Source organism: Methylobacterium sp. 1973 (assembly GCF_040545035.1).
GTDB lineage: Bacteria > Pseudomonadota > Alphaproteobacteria > Rhizobiales > Beijerinckiaceae > Methylobacterium > Methylobacterium fujisawaense.
Genome location: NZ_JBEPLA010000001.1, coordinates 639,250 through 663,093, shown reverse-complemented (window position 1 = coordinate 663,093; position 23,844 = coordinate 639,250). Strand labels below are relative to the sequence as shown.

22 protein-coding genes are annotated in these 23,844 nt (G+C 68.6%); 14 read left to right on the top strand and 8 right to left on the bottom strand.

The window, feature by feature from the left end; genetic code table 11:
- The first annotated feature begins 254 nt into the window (after positions 1-254).
- The 5 genes from ABIC70_RS03270 to ABIC70_RS03250 all read left to right on the top strand — a co-directional run bounded on the left by ABIC70_RS03270 (position 255) and on the right by ABIC70_RS03250 (position 5,474).
- Positions 255-1,151, top strand: coding sequence for an ABC transporter permease (locus ABIC70_RS03270; RefSeq protein WP_043355138.1), 897 nt, complete (start codon positions 255-257; stop codon positions 1,149-1,151).
- The gene (locus tag ABIC70_RS03265; RefSeq protein WP_043379188.1) at positions 1,151-2,371 is read left to right on the top strand and encodes an ABC transporter ATP-binding protein; all 1,221 of its coding nucleotides are present in this window, start codon (positions 1,151-1,153) and stop codon (positions 2,369-2,371) included. Before ABIC70_RS03270 ends, ABIC70_RS03265 begins: the two co-directional genes overlap by 1 nt.
- A 23-nt stretch (positions 2,372-2,394) precedes the next feature.
- The gene (locus tag ABIC70_RS03260) at positions 2,395-3,444 is read left to right on the top strand and encodes a glycosyltransferase family 2 protein (RefSeq protein ID WP_274926469.1); all 1,050 of its coding nucleotides are present in this window, start codon (positions 2,395-2,397) and stop codon (positions 3,442-3,444) included.
- Between the two features lie 69 nt (positions 3,445-3,513).
- Positions 3,514-4,419, top strand: a complete 906-nt coding sequence (locus ABIC70_RS03255) for a glycosyltransferase (protein WP_078947106.1) — start codon at positions 3,514-3,516, stop codon at positions 4,417-4,419.
- A 95-nt stretch (positions 4,420-4,514) separates the two neighbouring features.
- Complete coding sequence (locus tag ABIC70_RS03250) at positions 4,515-5,474, top strand: polysaccharide pyruvyl transferase family protein (protein WP_354438864.1); 960 nt, start codon at positions 4,515-4,517, stop codon at positions 5,472-5,474.
- Positions 5,475-5,552: 78 nt separating this feature from the next.
- On the opposite strand, the gene ABIC70_RS03245 is transcribed toward ABIC70_RS03250, so the two are convergent.
- The 7 genes from ABIC70_RS03245 to ABIC70_RS03215 form a co-directional block, all read right to left on the bottom strand.
- Complete coding sequence (locus ABIC70_RS03245; protein WP_354438863.1) at positions 5,553-6,500, bottom strand: glycosyltransferase; 948 nt, start codon at positions 6,498-6,500, stop codon at positions 5,553-5,555.
- Between the two features lie 87 nt (positions 6,501-6,587).
- On the bottom strand, positions 6,588-7,388 hold the full coding sequence (locus ABIC70_RS03240; RefSeq protein WP_043759821.1) for a polysaccharide deacetylase family protein: 801 nt from the start codon (positions 7,386-7,388) through the stop codon (positions 6,588-6,590).
- Positions 7,385-8,521 (bottom strand): DegT/DnrJ/EryC1/StrS family aminotransferase, encoded by a 1,137-nt coding sequence (locus ABIC70_RS03235; protein ID WP_354438862.1) that lies wholly within the window; start codon positions 8,519-8,521, stop codon positions 7,385-7,387. The genes ABIC70_RS03240 and ABIC70_RS03235 overlap by 4 nt, the downstream gene beginning before the upstream one ends.
- Positions 8,518-9,549: an NAD-dependent epimerase/dehydratase family protein gene (locus ABIC70_RS03230; RefSeq protein WP_053609329.1), complete on the bottom strand. Its 1,032-nt coding sequence runs from the start codon at positions 9,547-9,549 to the stop codon at positions 8,518-8,520. Before ABIC70_RS03230 ends, ABIC70_RS03235 begins: the two co-directional genes overlap by 4 nt.
- Complete coding sequence (locus tag ABIC70_RS03225) at positions 9,533-10,648, bottom strand: DegT/DnrJ/EryC1/StrS family aminotransferase (protein ID WP_043379175.1); 1,116 nt, start codon at positions 10,646-10,648, stop codon at positions 9,533-9,535. The genes ABIC70_RS03230 and ABIC70_RS03225 overlap by 17 nt, the downstream gene beginning before the upstream one ends.
- Entirely contained in the window at positions 10,645-11,673 is a 1,029-nt protein-coding gene (locus ABIC70_RS03220; protein WP_043379174.1) for a Gfo/Idh/MocA family protein, read from the bottom strand. The genes ABIC70_RS03225 and ABIC70_RS03220 overlap by 4 nt, the downstream gene beginning before the upstream one ends.
- 13 nt (positions 11,674-11,686) lie before the next feature.
- Complete coding sequence (locus tag ABIC70_RS03215; protein ID WP_354438861.1) at positions 11,687-12,235, bottom strand: acyltransferase; 549 nt, start codon at positions 12,233-12,235, stop codon at positions 11,687-11,689.
- 429 nt (positions 12,236-12,664) lie between these two features.
- Here ABIC70_RS03215 and ABIC70_RS03210 point away from each other — a divergent pair, with 429 nt between their 5' ends.
- The 8 genes from ABIC70_RS03210 to ABIC70_RS03175 all read left to right on the top strand — a co-directional run bounded on the left by ABIC70_RS03210 (position 12,665) and on the right by ABIC70_RS03175 (position 21,719).
- Positions 12,665-13,900 (top strand): polysaccharide biosynthesis/export family protein, encoded by a 1,236-nt coding sequence (locus ABIC70_RS03210; RefSeq protein ID WP_244538847.1) that lies wholly within the window; start codon positions 12,665-12,667, stop codon positions 13,898-13,900.
- A gap of 92 nt (positions 13,901-13,992) precedes the next feature.
- Positions 13,993-16,350, top strand: a complete 2,358-nt coding sequence (locus ABIC70_RS03205) for a GumC family protein (protein ID WP_043355156.1) — start codon at positions 13,993-13,995, stop codon at positions 16,348-16,350.
- Positions 16,347-17,582: a glycosyltransferase family protein gene (locus ABIC70_RS03200; RefSeq protein ID WP_182591419.1), complete on the top strand. Its 1,236-nt coding sequence runs from the start codon at positions 16,347-16,349 to the stop codon at positions 17,580-17,582. The genes ABIC70_RS03205 and ABIC70_RS03200 overlap by 4 nt, the downstream gene beginning before the upstream one ends.
- A 695-nt stretch (positions 17,583-18,277) precedes the next feature.
- Complete coding sequence (locus tag ABIC70_RS03195; RefSeq protein ID WP_043355160.1) at positions 18,278-19,105, top strand: LuxR C-terminal-related transcriptional regulator; 828 nt, start codon at positions 18,278-18,280, stop codon at positions 19,103-19,105.
- Positions 19,106-19,903: 798 nt separating this feature from the next.
- A complete protein-coding gene (locus ABIC70_RS03190) occupies positions 19,904-20,125 on the top strand; it encodes a DUF6894 family protein (RefSeq protein WP_043355162.1) in 222 nt (73 codons plus the stop codon).
- A 97-nt stretch (positions 20,126-20,222) separates the two neighbouring features.
- Positions 20,223-20,465, top strand: coding sequence for a hypothetical protein (locus ABIC70_RS03185; protein ID WP_043379164.1), 243 nt, complete (start codon positions 20,223-20,225; stop codon positions 20,463-20,465).
- 456 nt (positions 20,466-20,921) lie between these two features.
- Positions 20,922-21,227 carry a hypothetical protein gene (locus ABIC70_RS03180; protein ID WP_091994769.1) on the top strand — a complete coding sequence of 102 codons (306 nt, stop codon included), beginning with the start codon at positions 20,922-20,924 and terminating at the stop codon, positions 21,225-21,227.
- 183 nt (positions 21,228-21,410) lie between these two features.
- The gene (locus ABIC70_RS03175) at positions 21,411-21,719 is read left to right on the top strand and encodes a hypothetical protein (protein ID WP_043355166.1); all 309 of its coding nucleotides are present in this window, start codon (positions 21,411-21,413) and stop codon (positions 21,717-21,719) included.
- A 31-nt stretch (positions 21,720-21,750) separates the two neighbouring features.
- Here ABIC70_RS03175 and ABIC70_RS03170 read toward each other — a convergent pair whose 3' ends face one another.
- Positions 21,751-22,776, bottom strand: a complete 1,026-nt coding sequence (locus tag ABIC70_RS03170; RefSeq protein ID WP_354438859.1) for a glycosyltransferase — start codon at positions 22,774-22,776, stop codon at positions 21,751-21,753.
- Between the two features lie 202 nt (positions 22,777-22,978).
- On the opposite strand from ABIC70_RS03170, the gene ABIC70_RS03165 reads away from it, so the two are divergent.
- Positions 22,979-23,812 carry a family 16 glycosylhydrolase gene (locus ABIC70_RS03165; protein ID WP_043355170.1) on the top strand — a complete coding sequence of 278 codons (834 nt, stop codon included), beginning with the start codon at positions 22,979-22,981 and terminating at the stop codon, positions 23,810-23,812.
- The last annotated feature ends 32 nt before the right edge of the window (positions 23,813-23,844 follow it).

Below are 23,844 nucleotides of genomic sequence, written 5' to 3'. Positions count from 1 at the left end.
GCCGTTCCGGAGGGAAGCGGACGCCGACGGTCCCGCATCCGAGGGCTCATCTGCCGTGATTGGCCGCGATTACGGTCATTGATCACAACCACCACTTCGGTTGGCCGCACCGATACGACGAAAGGTGTAATTCTGACCGCCCCACCGCAATGATAGCCCGTTCCGGCGGGACAACCGGACGGCTCGACAGTCGATTCGAACCGGATCCCGCGAGCTCGATCACGGGCTCGAAGCGTCATGCGGGACCCCCTCGAATGATGAAATCTCTGGATGCGCTTGCCCTCGGCCCGTCGGAATGCGGGCTGACCGAACAGCGAGGCGATCCGTCGACGCTGCGGGTCACCGAGATTGCGCCCGACGACCGGATCATCGCCTTCGACGCCGTGGGCCTCTGGCAGTATCGCGGTCTCTTGCGCGTCCTGATTCTGCGGGACCTGAAGGTCCTCTATCGTCAGACCGCCCTCGGCGCCTGCTGGGCGATCGCACAGCCGCTCTTCACCGTCCTGATCTTCACCGTGATCTTCGGCCACTTCGCCAAGATCCCCACCGACGGCGCGCCCTACGCGCTGTTCGCGGGCAGCGCGGTCGTCCTGTGGACCTACTTCGCCGAAGCGGTCCGGCGCAGCGCCAACGGCCTCGTGGCGGAGGCCGAACTCATCCGCAAGATCTACTTCCCGCGGCTGGTCATCCCGCTCGCCACGGTGATCTCGCCGATGGTCGATTTCGCCATCGCGCTGGCCGTCATGCTGGCCCTGATGGTCTGGTACGGCGTGGTGCCGGACTGGCACCTCGTGCTGGCCGTCCCGACCCTGATCGTCACGGCGATGCTCGCCCTCGGCGTGAGTCTGTGGCTCGGCCCGATCAATGTCCGCTTCCGGGACGTCAAGCATACGCTGCCGTTCCTGATCCAGATCTGGATGTACGCCTCGCCGATCGTCTACGCGTCGAGCATCGTGCCCGCCTCGGTGCGCTGGCTCTACGCACTCAATCCCATGGTCGGCCTGATCGAGGCGTTCCGGTTCGCCGTCCTCGGCGGGACGCCGCCCGACGCCTTCGCGATCACGGTCTCGGTCACGGCAGCCTTCGTCCTGCTCGTCAGCGGACTGATCTTCTTCCAGCGCATGGAGCGCTCCTTCGCGGATGTAATCTGATGTCGATGGCAATCAGCGTACAAGATATCGGCAAGCAGTACTGGCGCGCGCCGCGGGCCGCGCACCAGAACTCCCTGCGCGATGCCCTCAGCGAGGGCGTCCGGGGCCTCCTGTCCCGCCGCTCCGAGGCGCGCCCGGCACGGGAATCCTTCTGGGCGCTCAGGGACGTCAGCTTCGGCATCAAGCACGGTGAGAATGTCGGCATCATCGGCCTGAACGGCGCCGGCAAGAGCACGCTCCTCAAGCTGCTCTCACGGATCGCCGCCCCCACCACCGGCCGCATCCGCCTCGAGGGTCGGGTCGGTGCCCTGCTCGAGGTCGGCACTGGCTTCCACAGAGAGCTGACCGGCCGGGAGAACATCTTCCTGTACGGCTCGATCCTGGGCATGGGCCGGCAGGAGATCGCCGACAAGTTCGACGCGATCGTCGCGTTCTCGGAGATCGGAGACTTCATCGACACGCCGGTCAAACGCTACTCGAGCGGCATGTATGTCCGGCTGGCCTTCTCGGTCGCGGCCCATCTCGAGCCCGACATCCTGCTCCTGGATGAAGTCCTGGCCGTCGGAGACTACGCCTTCCAGAGAAAATGCATGGACTTCGCCCATCGCCTGCAAGCGAGCGGCGCCACCATCCTGATCGTGTCGCACAACATGTTCAGCGTGAAGACGATGTGCAAGCGCGTGATCTACATCAAGAACGGGACGGTGGCCTATGACGGGCCCGTGGATGCGGGCCTCAAAATCTACGAGCAGGACAGCTACCTGTCCCACCCCTCGTGGTACAGACCCGAACAGTCGAGCCAGGACTTCCGGATCACCGGCGTCGAGATCTTCGACGCGGCCGGAGAGGGCAAGACGGTCTTCTCCCACGGCGAGCGGATGCGGATCCGCATGCGGTATGCGGCCGATCTGCCGATCCACGACGCGAACGTCTCCTGCTCCTTCACCCGCGCCGACGAGACCCATTGCTGCACGTTCAGCACGCTGCTCGACGCGGCACCGGTGCCGGTGATCACCGGTACGGGGACGATCGAGCTGCTGACACCGCCGCTCCGGCTCACCGCGGACGATTACCGGGTGTCGATCTCCGTGCGCCGCAAGGGCTTCGACACGATCGCCGACGCCAAGATCGGCGCCCGGTTCCACGTTCAGCACCCGGATCTCGATCCGTACATCTTCGGCATCTTCCACGAAGAAGGTCACTGGACCTTCGGCAGGTAGACTTATCGGGAAGGCAAAGAACCATGAGCACGGTCGATGTCGTCGTCCCCTGCTACAATTACGGCCGCTACCTCCGCGCATGCGTCGACAGTATCCTGACGCAGCGCGATGTGGACGTCCGGATTCTCATCATCGACGACATGTCGAACGACTCATCCGAAGAGGTGGGACGGGCCCTGGCCCGGGAGGATGCCCGCGTCACCTATCGGCGCCACACGGTCAACCAGGGACATATCAAGACCTTCAACGAAGGAATCATCGACTGGGCCACGGCCGACTACACGCTGCTGCTTTCGGCCGACGACATGCTGACGCCCGGGGCGCTCGCCCGCGCGGCGCAGGCGCTGAACCGGCATCCCGAAGCGGGGCTCGTCTGCGGGATGGCGGTGTCCCAGGCCGGCGACGTGGAGCCGGTGGCCGTCGCCGACGCATCGGACCCGGAATGCCGGCTCGTCCCGGGGCGCACGTTCATCAAGCGCTTCTGCGACTTCGGAAACCAGTTCGCGTCCCCGGTCGTGATCGTCCGCACATCCGTCCAGCACCGTCTCGGCGGCTACAATCCGAAGATGCGGCACACCTCCGACATGGAGATGTGGATGCGCTTCGCGTGCCATGGGCCCGTGGTCATCCTGAATGCAAAGCAGGCCTATTACCGCTGGCATAACCAGAACATGAGTTCTCATTACTATGCACAGGCGATCAGCGATCGCCGTGAGCAGATGGAAACCTGCCGCGTCATCCTGCAGGAGCAGGGAGACAGGATCCCCGAGCTTCAGGGATGGGTGGCCGCGATGCAGCGGCGGATCGGACGCGAACTCCTGATCACGGCGAGCAACTCCTTCACCCTGCATCACGACGACGACTGGAAGGAGATCCTCGCAGCTGCAGCGGAGTTCGATCCGCACCTGCTCCTGCGGCGCGACTGGTGGAAGCTCGCCCTGAAGCGGGTGATCGGTCGTCCGGCGCTCCATACCTTCCGCAGGCAGCTGCACCGATCGAACGGACGGTCGATCCGGGACTGTCGTCTCGACTGGACGAACCATGGCGAGGTCACCGGCTGGTGGCCCGCCTGAACATCCTGTCGCGGACGGTGGCTTCTCGGCGCCGCATGTCAGCACAGGTGCAATCGAGCGGAGGACGACGTGCAGAGGCCCGTCATAAACGTCGCATTCGGCATCGATCAGTCGTACATCCCACAACTTCGTGTGGTCATGCGCTCGATCGAGACACGAAACGAACGCAACCCGCTGCGGTTTTTCGTCTTCCATGACGGCATCGACGCGGCCAGCCGAGCCCAGGTTTCGACCCAACGCGCCACGATCGAGTGGATTCAGATCTGCGATCCGGTCCTGCTCGGGTTCGACGCCCATCGCCCGAGCATGAGTCGGGCGACGTATTTCCGGTTGATGATCCCGCGATTTATGCCGCCTGACGTCAGCCGTGCGATTTATCTCGATTCCGATCTCATCCTTCAAAGCGACATCGCCGAACTCTGGGACTTCGACCTCGGCGCCCATGCGCTCGGAGCCGTGGTCGATGCCGGCCTCAACCCGCGCGACTTCGCCGCGCGGTACGGCCTGCCGGCCCAGGGCCGATACTTCAACGCGGGCGTGCTCCTGCTGGATGTCCAGAAACTCAGAGCGGACCAGAGCTTCGATCACACGATCGCGCTCCTTGCAAGCAACGTCTACGATTACGACGATCAGGATGCGTTGAACATCAGCTTCTGGAACCGCTGGACTAGCATTCCACCGGACTGGAACTTCCAGCGCAATTTCCTCTACGAGAAGTTCGCAACGTGGACCGCCCTGACCCGGAGCGCCCCGCGGCCGAAGATCATCCACTTCACCGACGCGACCAAACCCTGGCGCCGCGACGAATGGCATCCTCTGGCGTGGCTTTACCTGAAGGAGCTGCGCGGTGCCGAGTTCGGCCTGAGCCTCCTGCGCAATGCGGGCATCGGCTTCAAGACCCGGCTCAAATGGCGTCTGCGCTGGCTGCTGTGGAATTTTAGATGCTTCTGCAGATGGAACCTCGGCCTCCAATAGCGAAGCCGGCCTTCTCCTGAGTTTCTCGGAAGCGTGCCGGCGCCGAACGCGCCGACGCGGCCCCGGTCGAACCCCGACACGTCACGGCGCCCGACATGAAGCTGACCTACTTTGCCGGCGATCCGCCGAACTTCGGGGATGAACTCAACCCGCTGGTCTGGAGCGCGATGCTTCCGGACGGCTTTCTGGATGATCGCGAGGAGGCGCTGTTCCTCGGGATCGGCTCGATCATCCAAGACATCTACCCGAGATCGGCAAGAAAATACGTTATCGGGTCCGGCTACGGCGGCTATTCGGCGATGCCGGACGTGCATGACGGATCCTGGGACGTCCTGTTCGTCCGTGGCCCCGGGACCGCGCAGCGCCTCGGCCTCCCGGCGGAGCGGGCGATCTGCGATCCAGCCGTCCTGCTGCGCCTGCTGCCGCTGCCGGAGGCCGCGTCGGGCATCACGGTCGCCTTCATGCCGCATTACGAAAGCCTGGAGCGTGGCTTCTGGCAGGTGGCCTGCCGGATGGCGGGCGTCACGCTGATCGATCCCCGGGACGATGTCGGGCGGATCCTGTCCCAGATCAGGGGCGCCAGGCTCCTCATCACCGAGGCGATGCACGGCGCCATCGTCGCCGATGCCCTCCGCACACCCTGGATCGCCGCCAAGCCGCTCCATCACTCGCATCGCATGAAGTGGCGGGACTGGTCCGAGTCCCTCGAGATCGACCTGCGCCCGCATGCCTTGCTGCCGAGCAACATCCGCGAGATGTATCACGTCGTTTGGCCCAACGCCGAAGTCTGGCGCGCGGCGCGTTCGAGCACGATGCCGACTCTCAAGCCCGTCAATCAGATGCTGACCTGGATCGCCGCGAAGCGTCTGCAGCAGCTGTCGCATGCGGAGCCGCAGATGAGCCGCGACATCCGGCTGGACGCGGCCGTCGACGGAGTCGCCTCTGCCATAGATCGGTTCGTTCGGTCCCGCGGCGGTTCGGGCCTGCGCGCGACCGGGCGGGCACCGGCTTCGGCCCGTTCCGCGTCGATGCGGTCGATGCGCTTGACGGCGTGACGGCGGCCGCGGGGAGCGATCCCGCCGATCCCCGTGACGGACCGGCCGTGCCGGGCCGTCGGCCCGGCTGGCGCCCGATCAGATCGGCCGATGCATCGAGGCCATCTGCACAAGCGCCCTTCGGCAATCCCGGCGCGCGACCAGATGATAGGTCGCGCGGACCGGGAAGACCCTCAGCGCTCCGACGATCGCCCTGAAGGCCCGGCGCTTCTGGCCGCGCGAGGCCGCGGCGATCATGATCGTGACGAAATACCAGTAAAAGTGCTGCAGCGTTCCTTGATACGCCCTGAGGAACGCGAGGGGCGAGGGCCAGATACGCCATTCCGGCACACTATGCCTGAAGAAGACCAGCCGGTCGTAGGCAAGACGGTCGTACTGAATCGCGTCGTAGGTGCCGTGGGCGCGGCCGCGGAAGAGCATGCAGGGTGTCTCGACATAGCCCAGGGTCCGCCGGCGGGCGATACGGAGCTGCCAATCCAGGTCTTCTCCACCGATGAGCGTCTCGTCGAACAGACCCACCAAATCGCGGACGCGTCTGCGGACCACGAGCGTGCCCAGTTGAGGAAAGTAGCCGCTCAGCATGGTCCGAAGAAGCGCGTCGCCGACGCCCGGATGCCGTTCCGGCCAAGGGGCTGAGGGATTCTTCAGGTCCGGGTCCGTGCCGACGGCCTGCCCCAGAACGCCGTCCAAAGCGGGATCCGCATCGAGGACTGCAATCTGCGCACGCACATTCCCCGGAAGCCACGCGTCGTCATCGTCGAGGAAAGCGATGAAGTCGCCGGTCGCCAAACGCAGGCCCGCATTCCGTGCCGCGCTCGGCCCGCGGCGCTCCACCGCCAGGTAGGTGGCCCCGAACGCCTCGGCGATCGCCCGGTTCTCGCACGCGCCCCCATTGTCCGCGACGAGGATTTCAAACGCGAGATCGCGATCTTCGAGGCGCCGGATGCTTGCGAGCGCACCGCGCAGAAGATGGGGCCGCCGGAATGTCGGCACGATGACCGAAACCAGCCTCGGACCGTCTTGCATCGGGGCGCCTCCCAGGCCGATGGATCTGCTGCGACATGACAGGGCAGTACGGCCTCGGACTGTCGGAGCACCCCGAGACGCCGGAGATCAGACCCATTCTTCCCACGCATCGAAGGCGCCGCGCAGCAGGGCCTGGAAGATCAGATCATGGTCGAAGCAGGTGACGAAGGTCCGCCCCACGGTGCCCTCAGGTTTGGTCTCCTCCGCCTGCGCATAGAGGGTCCGGTAGCCGGCCTCGCGGGCCGCCTGTTGGGCGAAGGGCGTCCAGTTCATCGATTGACCGAGCGGGATCGCGAAGCTCGCCGGAGCGACGCCCAGGCGCCGCGCGATGATGGCCCGGGAGACGACGAGTTCCTCGACGGTCCGATCCGTGTCGAGGCGCCCGAAATCCGGGTGCGTCACCGAGTGGCTGCCGATCTCGACCCCGGCCGCGGCGAGCGCCTCGATGGCGCGCCAGTCCAGGATGCCGCGCGGCCCGGTCTCGGGCCGGTCCAGCCAACCCGCCACGATGAACAGAGTCCACGGGATCCCGTAATCACGCAGGATCGGGGCCGCCGCGCTCAGCACGCTGTGCCAGCCATCGTCGAAGGTGATGGCGAGGTCGCGGGCGCCGCCGCGTCCCTCGGCGATGGCGGCCGCCGGCACGAAGCGGTAGCCCAGACGGAGCGCCCGCTCGATCTGATGCCGGAAGCGCCCGGGGGCGACGTCGTTGACGCCGCATTCCGGCTGGCCCACCGAGTGGTAGCAGAGGATGCGCCCGCCCGGCAGGGCCCGACGCCGGCGGGCGAGGGCGAGCGTCGTGCGCTCGCAGGCCATCCGGGCGGCGGCGACGCGCGGGCGGGTCAGGCCGACCGTCCGGGCGAGGCTCTTGACCGGTGCGGGGATCATCGCAGGGCGGCGCGCAGGCCGTCGACGACCTGATCCTGCGCCGCCTCCGTCATCGCCGCGTAGAGCGGCAGCAGGATCGCGTGGTCGCGGGCCCGCTCGGATTCCGGCAGCGCGAACCGCCGCGGCGCCTCGGCGTAGGGCGGCTCCAGATGCGCGCACATGATGCCCCGGCGGGTGGCGATGCCCCGGTCGAGCATCGCCTGCATGACCGCCTGCTGGTCCGCATCGTCCGGGAGGCGGACGCAGTAGCTCTGCCAGTTGCTGCGCAGCCCCATCGGCTCGGGCGGCGGCGTCACCCCGGGGAGGTCGGCCAGCCGCGCGCGGTAGCCGTCGGCGAGGTCGCGGCGCCGGGCGATCAGGTCGGGCAGCCGCTTCAACTGCTCCCGGCCGATGGCCGCCTGCACGTCCGTCATCCGGTAGTTGAAGCCCGCGATGGCGTATTCCTCGACCACCACCCGGGCGCTGCCGTGGCGGGCGATGTCGGAGACGCTCATCCCGTGCTGGCGCAGCAGCCGGAAGGTCCGGTCCCACGCGGCGTTGGCGGTGGTGATCATGCCGCCGTCGCCGGTGGTCAGCACCTTGCGCGGGTGGAACGAGAAGCAGGCGATGTCCCCCGCCGGGCTGCCGATCGGCCGCCAGACGTCGCCCTGGAGCCGCTCGGAGCCGATGGCGCAGGCCGCGTCCTCGATCACCGGGATGCCGGACCGGCGCCCGATCGCCACGATCGCCTCCAGGTCGCAGGGCATGCCCATCTGGTGGACGCAGACGATGGCCTTCGTCTTCCCGGTGATCGCCGCCGCGGCGGCGTCCGGGGCCATGTTGTAGGTCGCCGGGTCGATGTCGACGAAGATCGGCGTCGCCCCGCACTGGGCGATGGCGTTGGCGGTGGCGATGAAGCTGTGGCTCACCGTCACCACCTCGTCGCCGGGGCCGACCCCGACGGCGAGGAGGGCGAGATGCAGCGCGGTCGTGCAGTTCGAGACCGCGCAGGCATGGGGCGCGCCGACGATCGCGGCGAACTCCGTCTCGAAGGCCGCGACCTGCGGCCCCTGGGTCAGCCATCCGGAGCGGACGACGGCGGCGGCGGCCTCGGCCTCGGGGTCGCCGACTTCGGGCTTGGCGATCGGGATCATGCCAGCGCCCGCCGCAGGTGTTCCGAGCGGGACTCGTCCTGCCACCAGGCGACGAGGTCGGCGAGGCCCTCGGCCGCCCCGATCTTCGCCTCGAAGCCGATCAGCGCCTTGGCGAGGCTCGTGTCGCAGAGGCGCCGGGGCACCGGGTTCACGGCCCGCTCGGCCTCGTGGATCAGCGGCGTGCCGTCCCGGCCCATGATCCGGGTGAGGTGGCCGGCGAGGTCGACCAGCGAGGTCTCGACGCCGGTGCCGACGTTGAGCACCACGTCGGTGGCCGGCGAGATCGCCGACAGGATGTTGGCCCGGGCGATGTCGCGGACATGGACGAGGTCCATGGTCTGCAGGCCGTCGCCGAAGACGATCGGCGACTGGCCCTCGGCCAGGCGCTGCATCCAGCGGACCATGACCTCGGTGTAGCGGCCGGTCAGGTCCATCCGCGGGCCGTAGGCGTTGAAGTACCGGAGCGCGACGTAGTCCAGCCCGTACATGTCGTTGAACGAGCGCAGCAGACCTTCGCCGAAGGACTTGGCGGCGCCGTACAGGGTCCGGTTGTCGTAGGGGTGGTGCTTCTCGGTCGTCGGGAAGACCTCCGCCATCCCGTAGACCGAAGCCGAGGAGGCCATCACCACCTTGGCGACGCCGGCCTCGACGCAGCTCTCGAGCAGGTTGAAGGTCGCGGCGGCCATCACCTCGAAGGCGTGGCGCGGCTCCGCGGCGCATTGCGTGATCCGCAGGGCCGCCTGGTGGAACACCACGTCGGTGCCCTTGACCAGCGTGTCCATCAGGGCGCGGTCGCGGATGTCGCCCTGGACAAGGCGGACGCGGCCGGAGCCGAGGGCGTCCCCGAGATTCTCGGGGCGGCCGCGGATCATGTTGTCGATGGCCACGATCTCGTCGCAGCCGGCCTCGACCAGCAGGTCGATGATGTGCGAGCCGATGAAGCCCGATCCGCCGGTGACCAGGATCCGGGTCCCGCGCAGGTCGCCGCTGAACCGGCTTCCCTTGGTGACCTCACGCAGCTTGGGCATCGGCGACCTCGCAGTAGCTCGCGACGGCCCGGCAGACGGTGTCGATCTGCGCGGACGTCATCTCGGGGAACATCGGGAGGGACAGGGTCCGGGCGGCCAGCCGCTCGGTGACCGGCAGGCGGCCGGCGCCGTCGTCGAGGTGGCTGTAGGCGGGCTGCCGGTGGACCGGGACGGGGTAGTGGATGCCGGTGGCGATGCCGGCCGCGTTGAGGTACTGGCGCAGCCCCTCGCGGTCCGCCGTCGACACGGCGTAGACGTGGAACACGTGGTCGAGCCCGGCGGGCGCCGGCAGCTCCAGGCCGAGGCCCGCGAGCCGGGCGCCGTACTCCGCCGCCACCGCTTGGCGGGCGCGGGTCCAGCCCTCCAGGTGCGGGAGCTTGACCCCCAGCACCGCGCCCTGGACGCCGTCCATGCGCAGGTTGAAGCCGTGGCGGACGTGGTTGTACTTGCCCTGCTGGCCCCAGTCGCGCAGGCAGCGGGCCGCCGCGGCGAGGTCGTCCCGGTCCGTGACGATGGCGCCGCCCTCGCCGTAGGCCCCGAGATTCTTGCCGGGATAGAAGCTGAAGCAGCCGATATCCCCGATCGTGCCGGCCTTGCGGCCGCCGCGCTCGGCGAGATGCGCCTGGGCGGCGTCCTCGACGAGGGCGAGCCCGTGGCGCCGGGCGATGGCGCCGAGCGCGTCGAGATCGGCCATCCGGCCGTGGAGGTGCACCGGCAGGATCGCCTTGGTGCGGGGCGTGATCGCCGCCTCGACCAGGGCCGGGTCCATGGTCCAGGTGACCGGGTCGATGTCGACGAGGACCGGGGTGGCCCCGGCATACAGGACCGCCGCGACCGTCGCCACGAAGGTCGACGAGACCGTGATCACCTCGTCGCCCGGGCCGATGTCGAGGGCGAGGAGGGCGAGGTGCAGGGCCGCGGTGCCGCTGCTGACGGCGACCGCGTGGCGGGCGCCGCAGGCCTCGGCGAAGGCCGTCTCGAAGGCGCTGACCGCCGGGCCGAGGACGAAGTCGCCGCTGCGCAGGACGTTGAGGATTGCAGTCTCGACGTCGCCGCCGATCGCCGCGTACTGCGCCTTGAGGTCGAGGAAGGGGATCACGAGGCCCTCGCAAGTGGCATGAGGTCGATGGGGGCGCCGTTCTGGCGCAGGGAGCGCATGGCGGCTTCGAGCATCTCGACGACGCGCAGGCCGCTGTGGCCGTCGGTCATGGGCGCGGTGCCGTTCTCGATGGAATCGGCGAAGTGCTCGATCTCGACGATCAGCGCCTCGCGGAAGGACAGGTGCGGCGACCACATGTCGCCGGTCCGGTAGGAGACCATCAGCTCGGTGATGTCGTCCGAGCCGCCGCCGACCGTGACGCCGCGGTCGTAGACCTTGACCTTCTCGATCGGGTCGAGGTCATTGTAGACGATCATCTTCTTGCTGCCGCCGATCAGCGTCTGCCGCACCTTCACGGGCGCGAGCCAGTTGACGTTGATCTGCGCGACCACGCCGCGCGGGTAGAAGACGGTCAGGTGGGCCATGTTCTCGGGACGGCCGCTGAAATGGCCGGTGCCGCTCGCCGAGATCGCCACCGGGGCGAGATCCAGGATGTGGTCGAGGATCGCGAGGTCGTGGACCGCCAGGTCCCAGATCACGTTCACGTCGCGCTGGAACAGGCCGAGGTTCACCCGGGTCGAGTCGTAGTAGAACACGTCACCGATGGCGTCGGTCGTGACGAGCTCGTGGATCTTCTCGACCGCGCCCGTGTAGACGAAGGTGTGATCGACCATCAGCCTCAGGTTGCGCTTGGCCGCCTCCTCGATCAGCAGCCGGGCCTCGAAGGCCGAGGGCGTGATCGGCTTCTCGATGAAGACGTGCTTGCCGGCCCGGAGCGCGTTGATGGCGATCTCGAAATGCGAGCTCACCGGCGTCGCCACCATGACGGCGTCGATCGCGGGATCGGCCACGAGGTCGCGCCAGTCCTGATGGAGCTGGACGGCGGGGTAGCGCTTGCCGGCCCGGGCGAGCGCGGCGGGCGACTGGTCGGCGATGGCCACCAGCTGGCAGCGCTCGCTCTCCGACGTGCACCGGGCGAGGTTCGGCCCCCAGTAGCCGTATCCGACGATACCGATCGAGATCATGAGTGCATTCCCCTCAAGCAATCTGCAGAGGCTCGGCCGGCTCGGGCCGCGGCGACTGGGCGGAACGGGCGCGCGCGGCGCTTTCGGCGCGCTTGGTGCGCGTGTCCCCGACGACCCGCGCGGGGCATCCGGCGACGATGGCGAAGGCCGGGACATCCCGGGTGACGACGGAGCCGGCGCCGACCAGGGCGCCCTCGCCAATGGTGATCCCCGCCACGATGGTGGCGTTGGAGCCGATGGAGGCGCGGGCCTCGACCACGGTCTCGACGAGCTCCCACTCGCCGTCCCGCTTCAGGCTCCCGTCCGCGTTGGTGGCTTCCGGATAGAGCTCGTTGGTGAAGACCACGCCGTGGCCGATGAACACCTCGGCCCCGATCGAGACGCCCGCGCAGATGAAGCTGTGCGAGGAGATCTTGCAGCGCGGGCCGATATGGCTGCCGCGCTGGATCTCCACGAACGGGCCGATGCGCGAGCCGTCTTCGATTCGACATCCATAAATATTGACCAGATCTGGGTACAATATGCCCACATCAGATCCAATATTGACATCATTAATCGGCATACCGGTCGCTCCACCCGCCGAATTTCCGTGCGGTAAAGCTGCACAGAGCTGCAGGTGGCCGGGAACCCAGGCTTTCGATGTCGTTCGTCCGTCGAAAGGCGAATAGCGTCTGCCCGATGCTGCCGGCCGTCGCGATCCGGCGGCGCTCCGGTCGCCGCGCCTACGCCGAAAGGCGGGGATCCTGCCCCGACGGGACGGCGCCGGCCCACCTTTTGGAGGAGTCCCGGCGGACTTTGCCGTTACGCATCATGCCGCCTCAGCCACCCATAAGCCCGTGAGGCCGACGCGCGGTTCGCCGCTCGATGGCCACGCCCGGACATGGCAGCGCATTCGAGGGGACGACGCGTGTCGAGGAATCTGGCGAAGACTGAGCCTATGCCTGCCGGATATCGGTCCGCCGTCACCCGGCGCGCCTCCCGAGCCGGCATCATGGCCTGCCTGCTCGCCCTGTTCACGGTCCCCGCGGCGGCGGAGTACCGGATCGCCCCCGGGGACACGATCGAGGTGTCGGCCCTGAGCCTCCCGAACTTCAAGCAGGAATCCACGGTCTCGACCGATGGCGCCCTCATGGTCCCGCTGCTCGGGGACGTGCCGGCCGCCGGCCTGACCCTCGCGGAGCTGCGCCGGAACCTGCAGAAGACCCTGGCCGCCAAGGCGGTGCGGCAGCGCGGGCCGGACGGCAGGGAAACGATCGCCGTGATCGAGCCGGACGAGATCGGCGTGCGGGTCGCGAAGTACCAGCCGATCTACCTGAGCGGCGACGTGACCAAGCAGGGCGAGCACCCGTTCCATCCGGGCATGACCGTCCGGCAGGCGGTCGCCCTCGCGGGCGGCTACAATCTCCTGCGGTTCCGGATGGAGAACCCGATCATCGAATCCGCGAACCTGCGCGCCGACTACGACGCGACCTGGGCGAGCATCGCGCGGGAGAATGCGACGATCTGGCGCCTGAAGGCGATCATCGCCGCGCCGCGGGACAGGAGCGCCCCGGCCGCGGACCCGCAGGCCGCCTCGGGCGGCCGCCCGACACCGGCGCAGAAGCTCGCCGAGCAGCAGCTCCGGATCCAGCTGACCGACATCGCGAAGGAGAAGGAGCATCTGCAGCGCTCCCTCGCCCGGGCCCAGACGCAGTACGCGAATCTCAGCGAGCAGCAGGTCAAGGAGAAGGAGGGCGTCAACGCCGATGCCGAGGAGTACGACACGGTGCGTGCCCTGTTCCAGCGCGGCGCGGTGGTCACCACGCGGCTGACCGACGCCCGGCGGGCGGTGCTGCTCTCCTCGACCCGCGCCCTGCAGACGACGGTCCAGCTCACCCAGCTCGACCGTGACAAGAGCGACGTCGCCCGCAAGCTCGAGCGGGTCGAAGACCTGCAGGCCATGGACGCCCTGGAGAAGCTCCAGGCCGCGGAGAGCAACCTGTCGGCACTTCGCTCGAAGCTGAACAGCATCAACGACAAGCTCGTCTACACCGGCGCCCTGCGGGCCCAGCTCCTATCCGGAAGCCGGGCGCAGGCCGCGATCTCGGTCTTCCGCCAGGGCAGCACGTCCCGGACCCAGCTCGACGCCGCCGAGGACATGGAGCTTCAGCCGGGCGACGTCCTGGAGGTCGCGCTCAAGCCGGATCCCACCCTGCGGGGCATCGGTGACGGAGCCGGCCAGAACTGACGCCCCCCGGTTCGGCACCCCATGGGCCGAGCCGACACCCCCTTTGACAGAGAGCGCTCCGAGGCGGTGTCCGCCGCGGTGAGGAGAGAGCCATGAACCGACACTCGACCAGCGCGTCCTTCCTGCCGATCGGTGCGGCCCGCGCCGGTGGGACGGGCCCCTGGCGCAGCCTGCCGTTCTCGTCCGAGACGGAGGCGCAGGTCTCCATCCTGACGATTGCCCGGCAGAACTGGCGGTCGATCTTGGTCTTCGCCACCATCGGCCTGGTCTGCGCCGGATTCTACGTCGCGACCGCGCCCGCGATCTTCACGGCCCGGACGCGCATCTACATCGAGAGCCGCACCAGCCCGGTGACGGCCCGCGACACGCCCAATGCCGGGGCCCCGCTCGAGATCGCCGAGGTGGAGAGCCAGGTCGAGTACATACGCTCGGAGAAGATCGCGCTGGCCGCCGTGCGCCGGCTCGGCCTCCCCCCCCTGCAGGACCTCGCGGTGCCCTCGCACCCGCTGGTGGCGAAGATCCGTGAGGTCGTGAAGGCCCTCAAGGCGCTCCCCCATCGATTGATCGGCACCGAACCGCCGGTCCGGGAGACTGCCCCCGTGAGCCCGGAACTGAGCCAGGCACGGACCCTCCGGGAGAACGTGGAGGCCAACCGCATCGGCGCGGCCTACGTCATCGAGGTCGGGTACAGCGCCGACAACCCGACCACCGCCGCCGCCGTCGCGAACGCGGTGGCCGAGGCCTATGTCAGCACCGAGCTGGAAAACCGGGCCCAGATCTGGAAGGTCGCCGGCGAGTGGATGCTGCCGCGGCTGAAGGAACTCCAGCAGCGCGCCAGCCAGGCCTCGCGCGAGGCCCAGACCTACAAGGCCGAGCACACCATCATCGACCTGGGCAAGCGCGGCCTCGTGGGCGAGCAGCAGGTGGAGGAGCTCAACACCGCCGTGGCCGCGGCCCGCGCCAAGACCATGGATGCCCGGGCGGTGCGCGACCAGATCCGCGGGCTCCTCGATTCGGACATCGCCGATCCCGGGATCACCGAGGCCTTCAAGGATAGCGTGATCATCCAGCTGCGCCGGCAATATGTCGACCTCGTGCAGCGCGCCGACGACCTGAAGCGCCGGCTCGGCCCCGACCACGAGGCGGTCCAGGCGATCCAGCGGGACATTCAGGCGGCCAAGCAGTCGCTGCGCACCGAACTCGAGCGCCTCGCCATGTCCCTGGACCACGATTACGAGGTCGCCAAGGCACGTGAGGACAGCATGACGGCGGCCTTCGACGCCCTGATCTCGAAGACGCTGATCATGAGCAATGCCCGGGTCAAGGCGAAAGAACTCGACCGCACCGCCGAGACCTACGACCAGATCTACACGAACCTGCTCCAGCGCTACATCGACGCCGTCAACCAGCAATCCTATCCGCAGCCCTCTGCCCACGTGATCACGCCGGCGACCGTGCCGGAGGCTCCGAGCGCGCCCCGCGGCAGCCTGATCCTGCTCCTCGGCCTCTTCGTCGGCACCGGGTTCGGGGTGAGCGGCGCCTTCGCGCGGCACTGGTTCGACCGGACGATCCGCTCGCCCCGGCAGCTCACCGGCCACGGCCTGACCTGCCTCGCCGCTCTCCCCGAGCTGCGGCGCGAGCCGGGCTTCCGGGCCGCCCTGGCGCTGGCTCAGGCCCATGCCAGCGAGGCGCAGCGCCCGGCCAATGTCGAAGCGTTCAAGGCGAGCGCGGTGCGGTTCATGCCCCAATCGGTCTTCGTCGAGCGCCTGCACAGCCTGAAGGCCCATGTGCTGGGCAGCGATCGCCGCGGTGCGGTCTTCGCGATCGGCGTCACCTCGGTGGGGTCCGGCGCGGGCAAGACCCTGTTCGCGAGCAATTTCGGCCAGCTCCTCGCCCGCGTCCGGTCGAGCGCCGGGCGGGTGCTGGTGATCGACGCGGACGTCAGGCGGGCGACGCTCTCGCAGATCAACCGGGCCACGGACCAGCGCGGCCTGCTCGATGTGCTCGCCGGCCGCTGCTGCGCCACGGAGGCGGTCCGGCCCCAGCCCGGGGAAGTCCGCCTGCTCGCCTGCGGGAACCGCCACCCGAACGACCCCCATTTCAGCGACCTGATGACCCCGGAGGGCGTCGCGTCCGTCGTCGGGGACGAGCGCACCACCCTCGACCGCGTCGTCGTCGATCTGCCGCCGGTGGACGAATTGCCCACGCTTCAGCCGCTCCTCGACAGCCTCGACGGTCTGATCATCGTGGTGGAGGCGGGGCGGACGAGCATCGACGAGGTCGCCGCCGCCGTCCACGATCTCGAGTCGAGCGGCAGCACCGTCCTGGGCATCGTGCTCAACAAGACGAGCGACGGGACGACGGTCCGGCGGGGCGGCCTCAGGAGCGCGCTCCGGCGCTGGGCCACGGCCCCGCGGCGGCCCCACGACGCAACCCAGGCGGCTCTGTGATCGACCCGCTCAGCCGGGGCATCGGCCGGACCTCGGCCTTCGGGCCGGGCGCGGCCACCGCGCCCCCGGCGGTCGCGAACCCGAAGACCGTGCCCGGCCGTCGGGTCGCCTTCTTCGGCCACGATCTGGCCGAGCCGACGGTCCGGAAGCGGGTCGATGCCATCCGGGAAGCCGGCTGGTCCGTGGTCGTCTACGCCTTCGAGCGGGCCCGACCCGGCGGCGCAGCCACGCCCCGGGAGGCGGACGACACCGTCCCGCTCGGCCGGACCGTCGACCGGAACTACGCAAGCCGGCTGCCGCGCCTCGCCCTCGGCATCCTCCGCGCCCTGCGCCGCGGGCCCGACCTGCGCGCGGCGGACGTGATCTACGTGCGCAACCTCGACATGGCCCTCGTGGCCTGGACCTCATCACGCCTCGCCGGAAGCCGCGCGCGCCTCGTCTACGAGGTGCTCGACATCCAGCGGCTGATGGTCCGGCCGGACGCCCCGGGGTGGATCGCCCGCACGGTCGAGCGCTGGCTCCTCCGCCGCAGCGCCCTCCTCGTCGTGAGCGCACCGGACTTCATCGACCGGTACTTCCGGCCCGTCCAAGGCTTCACCGGCGCGTGGCATCTGCTGGAGAACAAGGTCATGGGCCATCGCCTCGGCGAGGTGGCGGATAGGCTCGATCGCACCCGCGCGGCTGAGCCGCCCTGGGTGATCGGCTGGTTCGGGACGCTGCGCTGCCGCAGGAGCCTGACGCTTCTCGCCGCCATTGCCGACGCCCTTGGCGACTCGGTGCGGATCGTCCTGGCCGGGCGTCTCTCCGAGGAGGACATAGCCCCGCACATGCTGGCCGAAACCCTGGACGGCCGTGCGAACATGGCGTTCCGCGGTCCTTACGCCAATCCCCGCGATCTCCCCGAGATCTACAGTGGGATCCACTTCAGCTGGGCTGTCGATTACCTCGACGACGGACTGAATTCGGACTGGCTGCTGCCGAACCGGCTCTACGAGGGCGGCCTGTGCGGGGCGCTGACGCTCGCGCGCGCCTCGACCGCCACCGGGCGCTACGCGGTCGCCGAAGGGCTCGGCTGGGCCTTCCCCGAGCCGCTCGCGGATTCCGTGACGGCGTTCCTGCGGACGCTGACGCCCGCCGTCTACGCGCAGCGACACGCCCGCCTGCTCGCCTGCGACCTCGCCACGTTCGTCGATGTCGGCGGCATGCGCGATCTCCTGGTCCGGGTGGACTGAACAGGCCTCTTCAGAGCAGTCCGGGCATCGCAATTCCGGCGCGCAGGCGCGGGCTGATTCGCCCGCCGCGCCGGGCGGCACGCCCAGCCGCGCCGCGGATCCGGATGCCCTGCCATTCGGTACCGCAGCGTACCCATGAAATCAGTACTCGACTCAAAACAGCCCCAACAAACACCCACATATGTTGCATTTTAGCCTCATCATTTGACACCGGATCGCATTGGGGCGAATACTTGCAATCGAATACCTGAAGCGCATTCGGATCATCGAAATCGGTTCGAAAGCCAAGCCAAACGCCTTAGCAATAAGCGGAGGCAAGCAAAGCAAAGTTTGATCATTCAGAAAATCGATGAACGATGGACTACATTCGCAAAGATCTTGAGACCGATCGCTGCCCGACGACAAACGACCTTGCGAATGCACATCTCGATCAGTTCAAGAACCGGCTATCAAACAAATCACCCTGTACGTACGTAGTGAGCGATGATTGTATTTAGAGAAGAAATTTAGGCAGTTAATTTCATACAGGGTATTTACAGGCGATTTTACGAAAGTTAGCATTGTATCCGTGGTCATCGGCCATCGCCCCAGACGACCGGAGCGACCGCGTATCTCAGTGTCACGCCGTCGGCGGGCTCATTGGGTACTCACGTCATCGCTGACAATGGACTTCCTTCGAAAGGAGGTAATTTCTCATGGCCAGTCTTGGTACTCGAGACGCGCTCATCATCGTTGAGCGGGACACGGCCGAGAGCCGCGGCGGCTTTTCGGGTGCACATGCCGGTGACAACCCGGCCGTCGTCGAGCAACGGGACCAGTCCCGGGGCCGCTCCAGCCGCATCGTGATCATCGATCGACGCCAACTCGTCGGCCGATGCCTCGCCGCCTCGCTCAGCGAGGCCGACCGGGAGACTTCGTTCGAAGTCTTCGCGGACATCGAATCGTGGAAGCGTCAGACGCCCTTCGTTCCGGCGAGCGTGGTCGTCCTCTGCCGGCCGGACGGCAATCTGTCCGAGACCGAGTGGGCCGAGATCACCCGGGAGCTGACCTTCCTGCAGGGCGAGGCCGGCACGCCGCCGGTGGCGGTCATCTCGGACGGCGAGCACCTCGAGCAGATCGTGCGGATCATCAAGCTCGGGGTCAAAGGCTACATTCCGACGACGACCTCCGTCGACATCGCCCTGCAGGCCCTCCAGCTCGTGCAGGCCGGCGGCGTCTACATCCCGGCCGAGTGCCTCCTGCCCCTGCTGGCCAACATCAAGGTGGACGAGCCGGTCGAGGCCGGCGACGATGAGATCTTCTCGCCGCGGCAGCTCTGCGTGGCGCGGGCGCTGCGGAAGGGCACGCCGAACAAGATCATCGCGTATGAACTGAACATGTGCGAGAGCACCGTGAAGGTTCATGTCCGCAACATCATGAAGAAGCTCAAGGCCAAGAACCGGACGGAAGTCGCCTATCTGACGAACAAGTACTTCCTCCGGGAGGATTCGAGCCTGGCGAGCGTGAAGGCCCCCGCGGCCTGATCGCTCCCGGCGCCCCTCCCGCGGTCGCGGGGTGACCCCGGCGAGACCGCGATCCGGCGGCGCCAAGCGGGGCTTCACGGACTCCTCTCCGGTCGACGGCTTGATCGGCCCGGGAGGGGCCTCGTCAGCCTCGCCGCCGCTCGAGGCATCGGGCTCCTGAAGCGGACGGATCGCCCGCGCCGCCCCGGCGGGCGCGATCATCGGCGCAGATCCCGGCTCGCGCGGCGACGGGCCCCATCGTGGGCGAAGTCGAGATCGCTTCACTGCCGGCCGCCCCACTCCGTCGCGGGCAGTTCGCGCAGCGTCTCGCCCGCCCCGTCGGGCATGCGGGCGCCGGGCCGCACCGGAACTGGCCGCTTCGGCCGCTGGTGGGCCGCCGCCCGTCCAGGCATCGCGCACCCGGCCGCCGACCGCCGCCACCCGCATTCAGGGCCACGCCCGCCTCGCGCTTGGCGGCGCCCCGCAGCGCGGCGCCGGACGCGTCTCCCCGCCCCAGCCTGGGGGCTTGGGAGGCGCCGGCACGTCCGCGCAGGGCTCGACATCCCCCGTCCTTCGGTCCGCACCCGTGCTGCCCCGTCATCACCGTCCGGACATCGCGGGTGTCAGACGGCTACGCCCTTCGGCCTACGTCGAGCCATCCTTCGGCGATCCGGCGAAGATTGCGCACAGGCATCACCCGAATTGCCAAAGACGGCTGCTCTTTTCTGACCGCTTCATCTCAGGGCGCACGCGGCTAAGATGCGCGCATCGGGCTATAGCAGAGAACTCCCGAAAGAGTTCCGACCGAGGAGAATCCTGTTGGCGGCGCGTTTCTACTTCGAGATCGCAAATGCCGAGGAGACGATCCGCGACCTGGTCGGCGTCGAGGCCGCGGGCCTCGAGGAAGCCCTGATCGAGGCCCGCAGCGTGATCGCCGAGATGGCCGAGGAGATCACCGGAGGCGGCCGAGAACCGCTCTGGACCCTGCTCGTGCGCAACGAGGCCGGCTGGCTGGTCGGCCGGTTGCCCATCCGGAAGTGACGGCACTGGCCGCACCCGCCGCCTCCGAGGCGCGCCTGTTAAGATATCGTTAACGGATCGTCTTGAGGATCGGGCCAGCCCTCGCACCGTCGCAGCCATGGCCGGAATGCCCCTCTCCTCGACCGACCCGCGCGCCGCCCTGCAGGCTGATGCCATGGCCGCCCAGATGGCGCTGGCCGCCGACGCCCTGCAGTTGCGCGGCGATATCGAGACGGCCGAATCGCTTCGCGCCATGGCGCGGCACAACCGGATCCTCGGACTCAAGCTGCGGGTCGAGCACGGTCTCGCGCCGCTCCCGAGCCGCGACCGCGTCCGGCATCAGGGCAGCGCGACCCGCTGACGGTTCCGCCCGGAGCGACGCGGCACGCCCGGTTTCGCTCCCCTCGAGACAGGGCGTCCCGGGCACAGGCCCCCACGCCCGCACCGGCGCCGATTGCTCGCCGCGCCTTAACGGCCGGCGCCTGCCCCGTCTTGCGACGGGCCCGACCCTGACCGATGCCCCCGGGGCGGCCGATCCGCCGATCGAGCCATGCGGCGGCCTTGCCTGTCGGCGCCGGCGGATGCGGGCTCTCCACGTGCGGTCGCCCGCCTCGCGCCCGATCCGGCCGAAGCGGCACGCCGTGTCCTGGACAGTCCCCCCGCGGGCCAGCTCCGCCGGAAAGCGGGTTCGGGACGGTCGCGGTCCGAACGGGATGCGTGAAAGGCGCCATCCCATTGAAAAAATTCGACATGGCTGGCGTCGAATTGAGAGTGTGATAGAGTAGCAGCTCAGCTTGCGACAGGAAATTCAGTCGTCGTGCCGGCGCCAGAAGCGGAAAATTCGGATATCAGTACAACCCTGGCGCTGGACATGGTCGGGCGCGCCTATTTGGCCCTCGCCCTGCTCTATGAGACGGCTCATCCTGGCGAGTTCGGCGATGTTCAGCAGAAGATCCGCTCGTTCGTCGAAGATAATTTCCGCATCATTCAAGAAACAAGCCGCAACGGAAGCCTGACAACCGGGACAGTCGACGACGCCGTTCAACTTGTGAACAGCGTCCTCGTTGAGGTTGAAAACAAGATTGCCACGATGATCCGGCCGACACGACCTATGCGCAGCTAGGTATCGTCTTGAGATAGGCTTGCGCTGAGCTTGTCCGTTCTGCGACTGTTGCAGTCGAGCCATGGGCCTCCGCTAAATCGCCGTGCGGCACGCCTTGTCGAAAAGTGCAATTGGCCTCAATATCGACAGATATAATTGAGCATGTTACCTGGAGAAAAGGGCGGCAATAGAATATCAATCACGATGATATGCAGCGATGATTGTGATCGAGGCGCGCGCAGTGCGGATGTCGCGCTCGAGGTCCTGATCCGGGCCTATCACGCTCTTGCGGTGGTCTACGAGCTGTCCAGCCCCGGTGCCTACGTGGCGCTCCATGGCAAGATGATGCCCTACCTGCTGGACAGCTTCCACCAGGGCACGAAGCGGGACGCCGTCGATCCGAATCTGGACGCGGCGTTCTCGACCGCCCTCGAACGGGTCCGCTGCGCGCTGGACGACGTCTGCTCCGACGTGGCGGCCGTCCGCACCCGCAAGGCGGAGCGCGACCGCTGATCCGCCAGGCAGGCTCGGCCGGAGCCTGGGATCAGCGCACGGGCTCGAGGCGGCGCTCGGGCCCGAGGAGCAGGCGCGGCCGGATCTCCCGGTCCGGCGCAGCCGCGGGCACCAGGCGCGCGAGCTTGGCCGCCAGAGTCACCGACAGGATGTGCCGCCACGCCATGGGCGTGCCGAGCAGTTCCCTCACGGCCGCCGCGTAGCCCTGGGCGCGTCGCCGGTCGAGAACGCGCCGGTGTTGCCAGCGCTTGGCCGTCGCGGTCCGGTGAGCCCGGAGCGCCGCCCGGGCGTCCGGGGTGAGCCCCGGCCGGTCCAGCATGGCGTCGTCGAAGGCCAGGATCGCCGCGAGATCGTCCGTCCGGTGCTGGGCGCTCAGCGAGTTCGCCCGTTCGACCGCCACATAGCCGCAGGGCGCCGTCACGGCGAACACCGCCCCGGCCGCCAGCGCCTCCACGTAGAGGGCGTAATCCTCCCCGAGGCGCAGGTGCACGTCGTAGCGCAGCCCCTGCCGCTCCAGGAATCCCCGCCGCATGACCGGCTTCAGGAAGCCGAGTTCGCGCCGGTACGCGCCGGGACGGGGGATGTTGCCGGCCACGAAGGTCGCGAGGGTGAGCCGCTGCGGCCGCCCGGGCCCGGTCACGAGGCCGGCGGCGGAGCCCGCCTCGCGGCCGCGGACCATGATGATGTCGTCGGCGATCAGGTCCCAGGTCCGGGGCGCGGACAGGAGCCGGCCGAGCCGGCCGTCGATGAAGTGGTCGTCGGAGTCGAGGATGCAGAGCAGCGGGGCGGTCGCGGCCGCGATGGCCCGGTTGCGGGCGGCCGCGGGTCCGACATTGACGGACAGCCGGATCAGCTTCAGGCGGCCCGAACCGTCGTCGGCCGCCGCGGCGGCCGCGCCGGTCCGGTCCGCGGAGGCATCGTCCACCACGATGACCTCCGCGACCTCCGGCTGCCGGAGCGCCGAGGCGATGGCGGTCGCGATCGTGTCCGCGGCGTCCCGGGCCGCGATGATGACGCAGACCTCCGGGACGGGGGACGGGGCCTGTAATCTGCGCACCGGACGACTCCGCGACTCTCGGGCCGGTCCGCGCCGCGGCCGGTCCGCCGCACGGTAGGACGGCTCCGCCGCGGGGCGCGAGATCGTCCGAAAGGAGAGGGAGCGCCCCGGCCCGGATCGTCCGAATGATCACCGGTCCGCGGCGCCCCCGTCGCTACGATCCGCACCGCCGCGATCGGGCGGCGAAGATAAGGACGCGCGCATGACGATCTGGTCCGGCCCGGTCCGCCGCCTCTGCGTGGCGGCGACGCTCCTCCTGCAGGCCCATCCCGGCAGCGCCGGCGAGACCGCCGCTCCGCCGGCCGGCGCCCCGGCCGAACAGGGCGGCGGATCCTTCGTCGAGACCTTCAACACCTTGAGCGACCGCCGCTGGTACATCTCGGACGGCTGGGCCAACGGCGACTGGCAGGGCTGCATGTGGTCGAAGCAGCGCGTCCGGATCGCCAAGCCCGGCGAACTGACGCTGGCCCTGGCGAACATCGCCTACAAGGAGCGCCCGTTCAGCTGCGCCGAGATCCAGACCCACGAGCGCTACGGCTACGGCACCTACGAGGTCCGGATGCGGCCCGGCGCCGGGTCCGGCATGGTCTCGGCGTTCTTCACCTACAACGGCCCCGAGAACGGCGACCGGCGCACGAACGACGAGATCGACTTCGAGTTCCTCGGCAAGGACACCGGCAAGGTCCAGCTCAACTACTTCGTCGGCGGCGTCGGCGGCCACGACAGCTTCGACCCGCTCGGATTCGACGCCGCGACCGCCACCGCCGACTACGCCCTCGAGTGGCTGCCCGACCGCCTGCGCTGGTACGTCAACGGACGCCTGCTGCGCGAGGTGCGCGCCGCGCCCGACCGGCCGCTCCCGTCGCATCCGGGCAAGATCATGCTCAGCGTCTGGTCGGGACAGGGCCAGGATTTCGCGTCCTGGCTCGGGCCGACGGTCTATCCGGGACGGCCGGTCACCGCGCTGTTCGAGCGGGTGGCGTTCACCCGGATGGGCGATCCGTGCGGCTTCAAGGAATCGATCGTCTGCCGGTAGCGGCCCCCGTCTGTCGGCCGCGCCCCGGACAC

Excerpts from the sequence above, each read along its gene's own strand:
- ABIC70_RS03260 (WP_274926469.1), top strand. The coding sequence starts at position 2,395 with ATGAGCACGGTCGATGTCGTCGTCCCCTGCTACAATTACGGCCGCTAC.
- ABIC70_RS03210 (WP_244538847.1), top strand. The coding sequence starts at position 12,665 with ATGGCCTGCCTGCTCGCCCTGTTCACGGTCCCCGCGGCGGCGGAGTAC.
- ABIC70_RS03175 (WP_043355166.1), top strand. The coding sequence starts at position 21,411 with ATGATATGCAGCGATGATTGTGATCGAGGCGCGCGCAGTGCGGATGTC.
- ABIC70_RS03205 (WP_043355156.1), top strand. The coding sequence starts at position 13,993 with ATGAACCGACACTCGACCAGCGCGTCCTTCCTGCCGATCGGTGCGGCC.
- ABIC70_RS03245 (WP_354438863.1), bottom strand. The coding sequence starts at position 6,500 with ATGCAAGACGGTCCGAGGCTGGTTTCGGTCATCGTGCCGACATTCCGG.
- ABIC70_RS03235 (WP_354438862.1), bottom strand. The coding sequence starts at position 8,521 with ATGATCCCGATCGCCAAGCCCGAAGTCGGCGACCCCGAGGCCGAGGCC.
- ABIC70_RS03220 (WP_043379174.1), bottom strand. The coding sequence starts at position 11,673 with ATGATCTCGATCGGTATCGTCGGATACGGCTACTGGGGGCCGAACCTC.
- ABIC70_RS03250 (WP_354438864.1), top strand. The coding sequence starts at position 4,515 with ATGAAGCTGACCTACTTTGCCGGCGATCCGCCGAACTTCGGGGATGAA.
- ABIC70_RS03230 (WP_053609329.1), bottom strand. The coding sequence starts at position 9,549 with ATGCCCAAGCTGCGTGAGGTCACCAAGGGAAGCCGGTTCAGCGGCGAC.
- ABIC70_RS03195 (WP_043355160.1), top strand. The coding sequence starts at position 18,278 with ATGGCCAGTCTTGGTACTCGAGACGCGCTCATCATCGTTGAGCGGGAC.
- ABIC70_RS03240 (WP_043759821.1), bottom strand. The coding sequence starts at position 7,388 with ATGATCCCCGCACCGGTCAAGAGCCTCGCCCGGACGGTCGGCCTGACC.
- ABIC70_RS03270 (WP_043355138.1), top strand. The coding sequence starts at position 255 with ATGATGAAATCTCTGGATGCGCTTGCCCTCGGCCCGTCGGAATGCGGG.
- ABIC70_RS03265 (WP_043379188.1), top strand. The coding sequence starts at position 1,151 with ATGTCGATGGCAATCAGCGTACAAGATATCGGCAAGCAGTACTGGCGC.
- ABIC70_RS03215 (WP_354438861.1), bottom strand. The coding sequence starts at position 12,235 with ATGCCGATTAATGATGTCAATATTGGATCTGATGTGGGCATATTGTAC.
- ABIC70_RS03185 (WP_043379164.1), top strand. The coding sequence starts at position 20,223 with ATGGCCGGAATGCCCCTCTCCTCGACCGACCCGCGCGCCGCCCTGCAG.
- ABIC70_RS03165 (WP_043355170.1), top strand. The coding sequence starts at position 22,979 with ATGACGATCTGGTCCGGCCCGGTCCGCCGCCTCTGCGTGGCGGCGACG.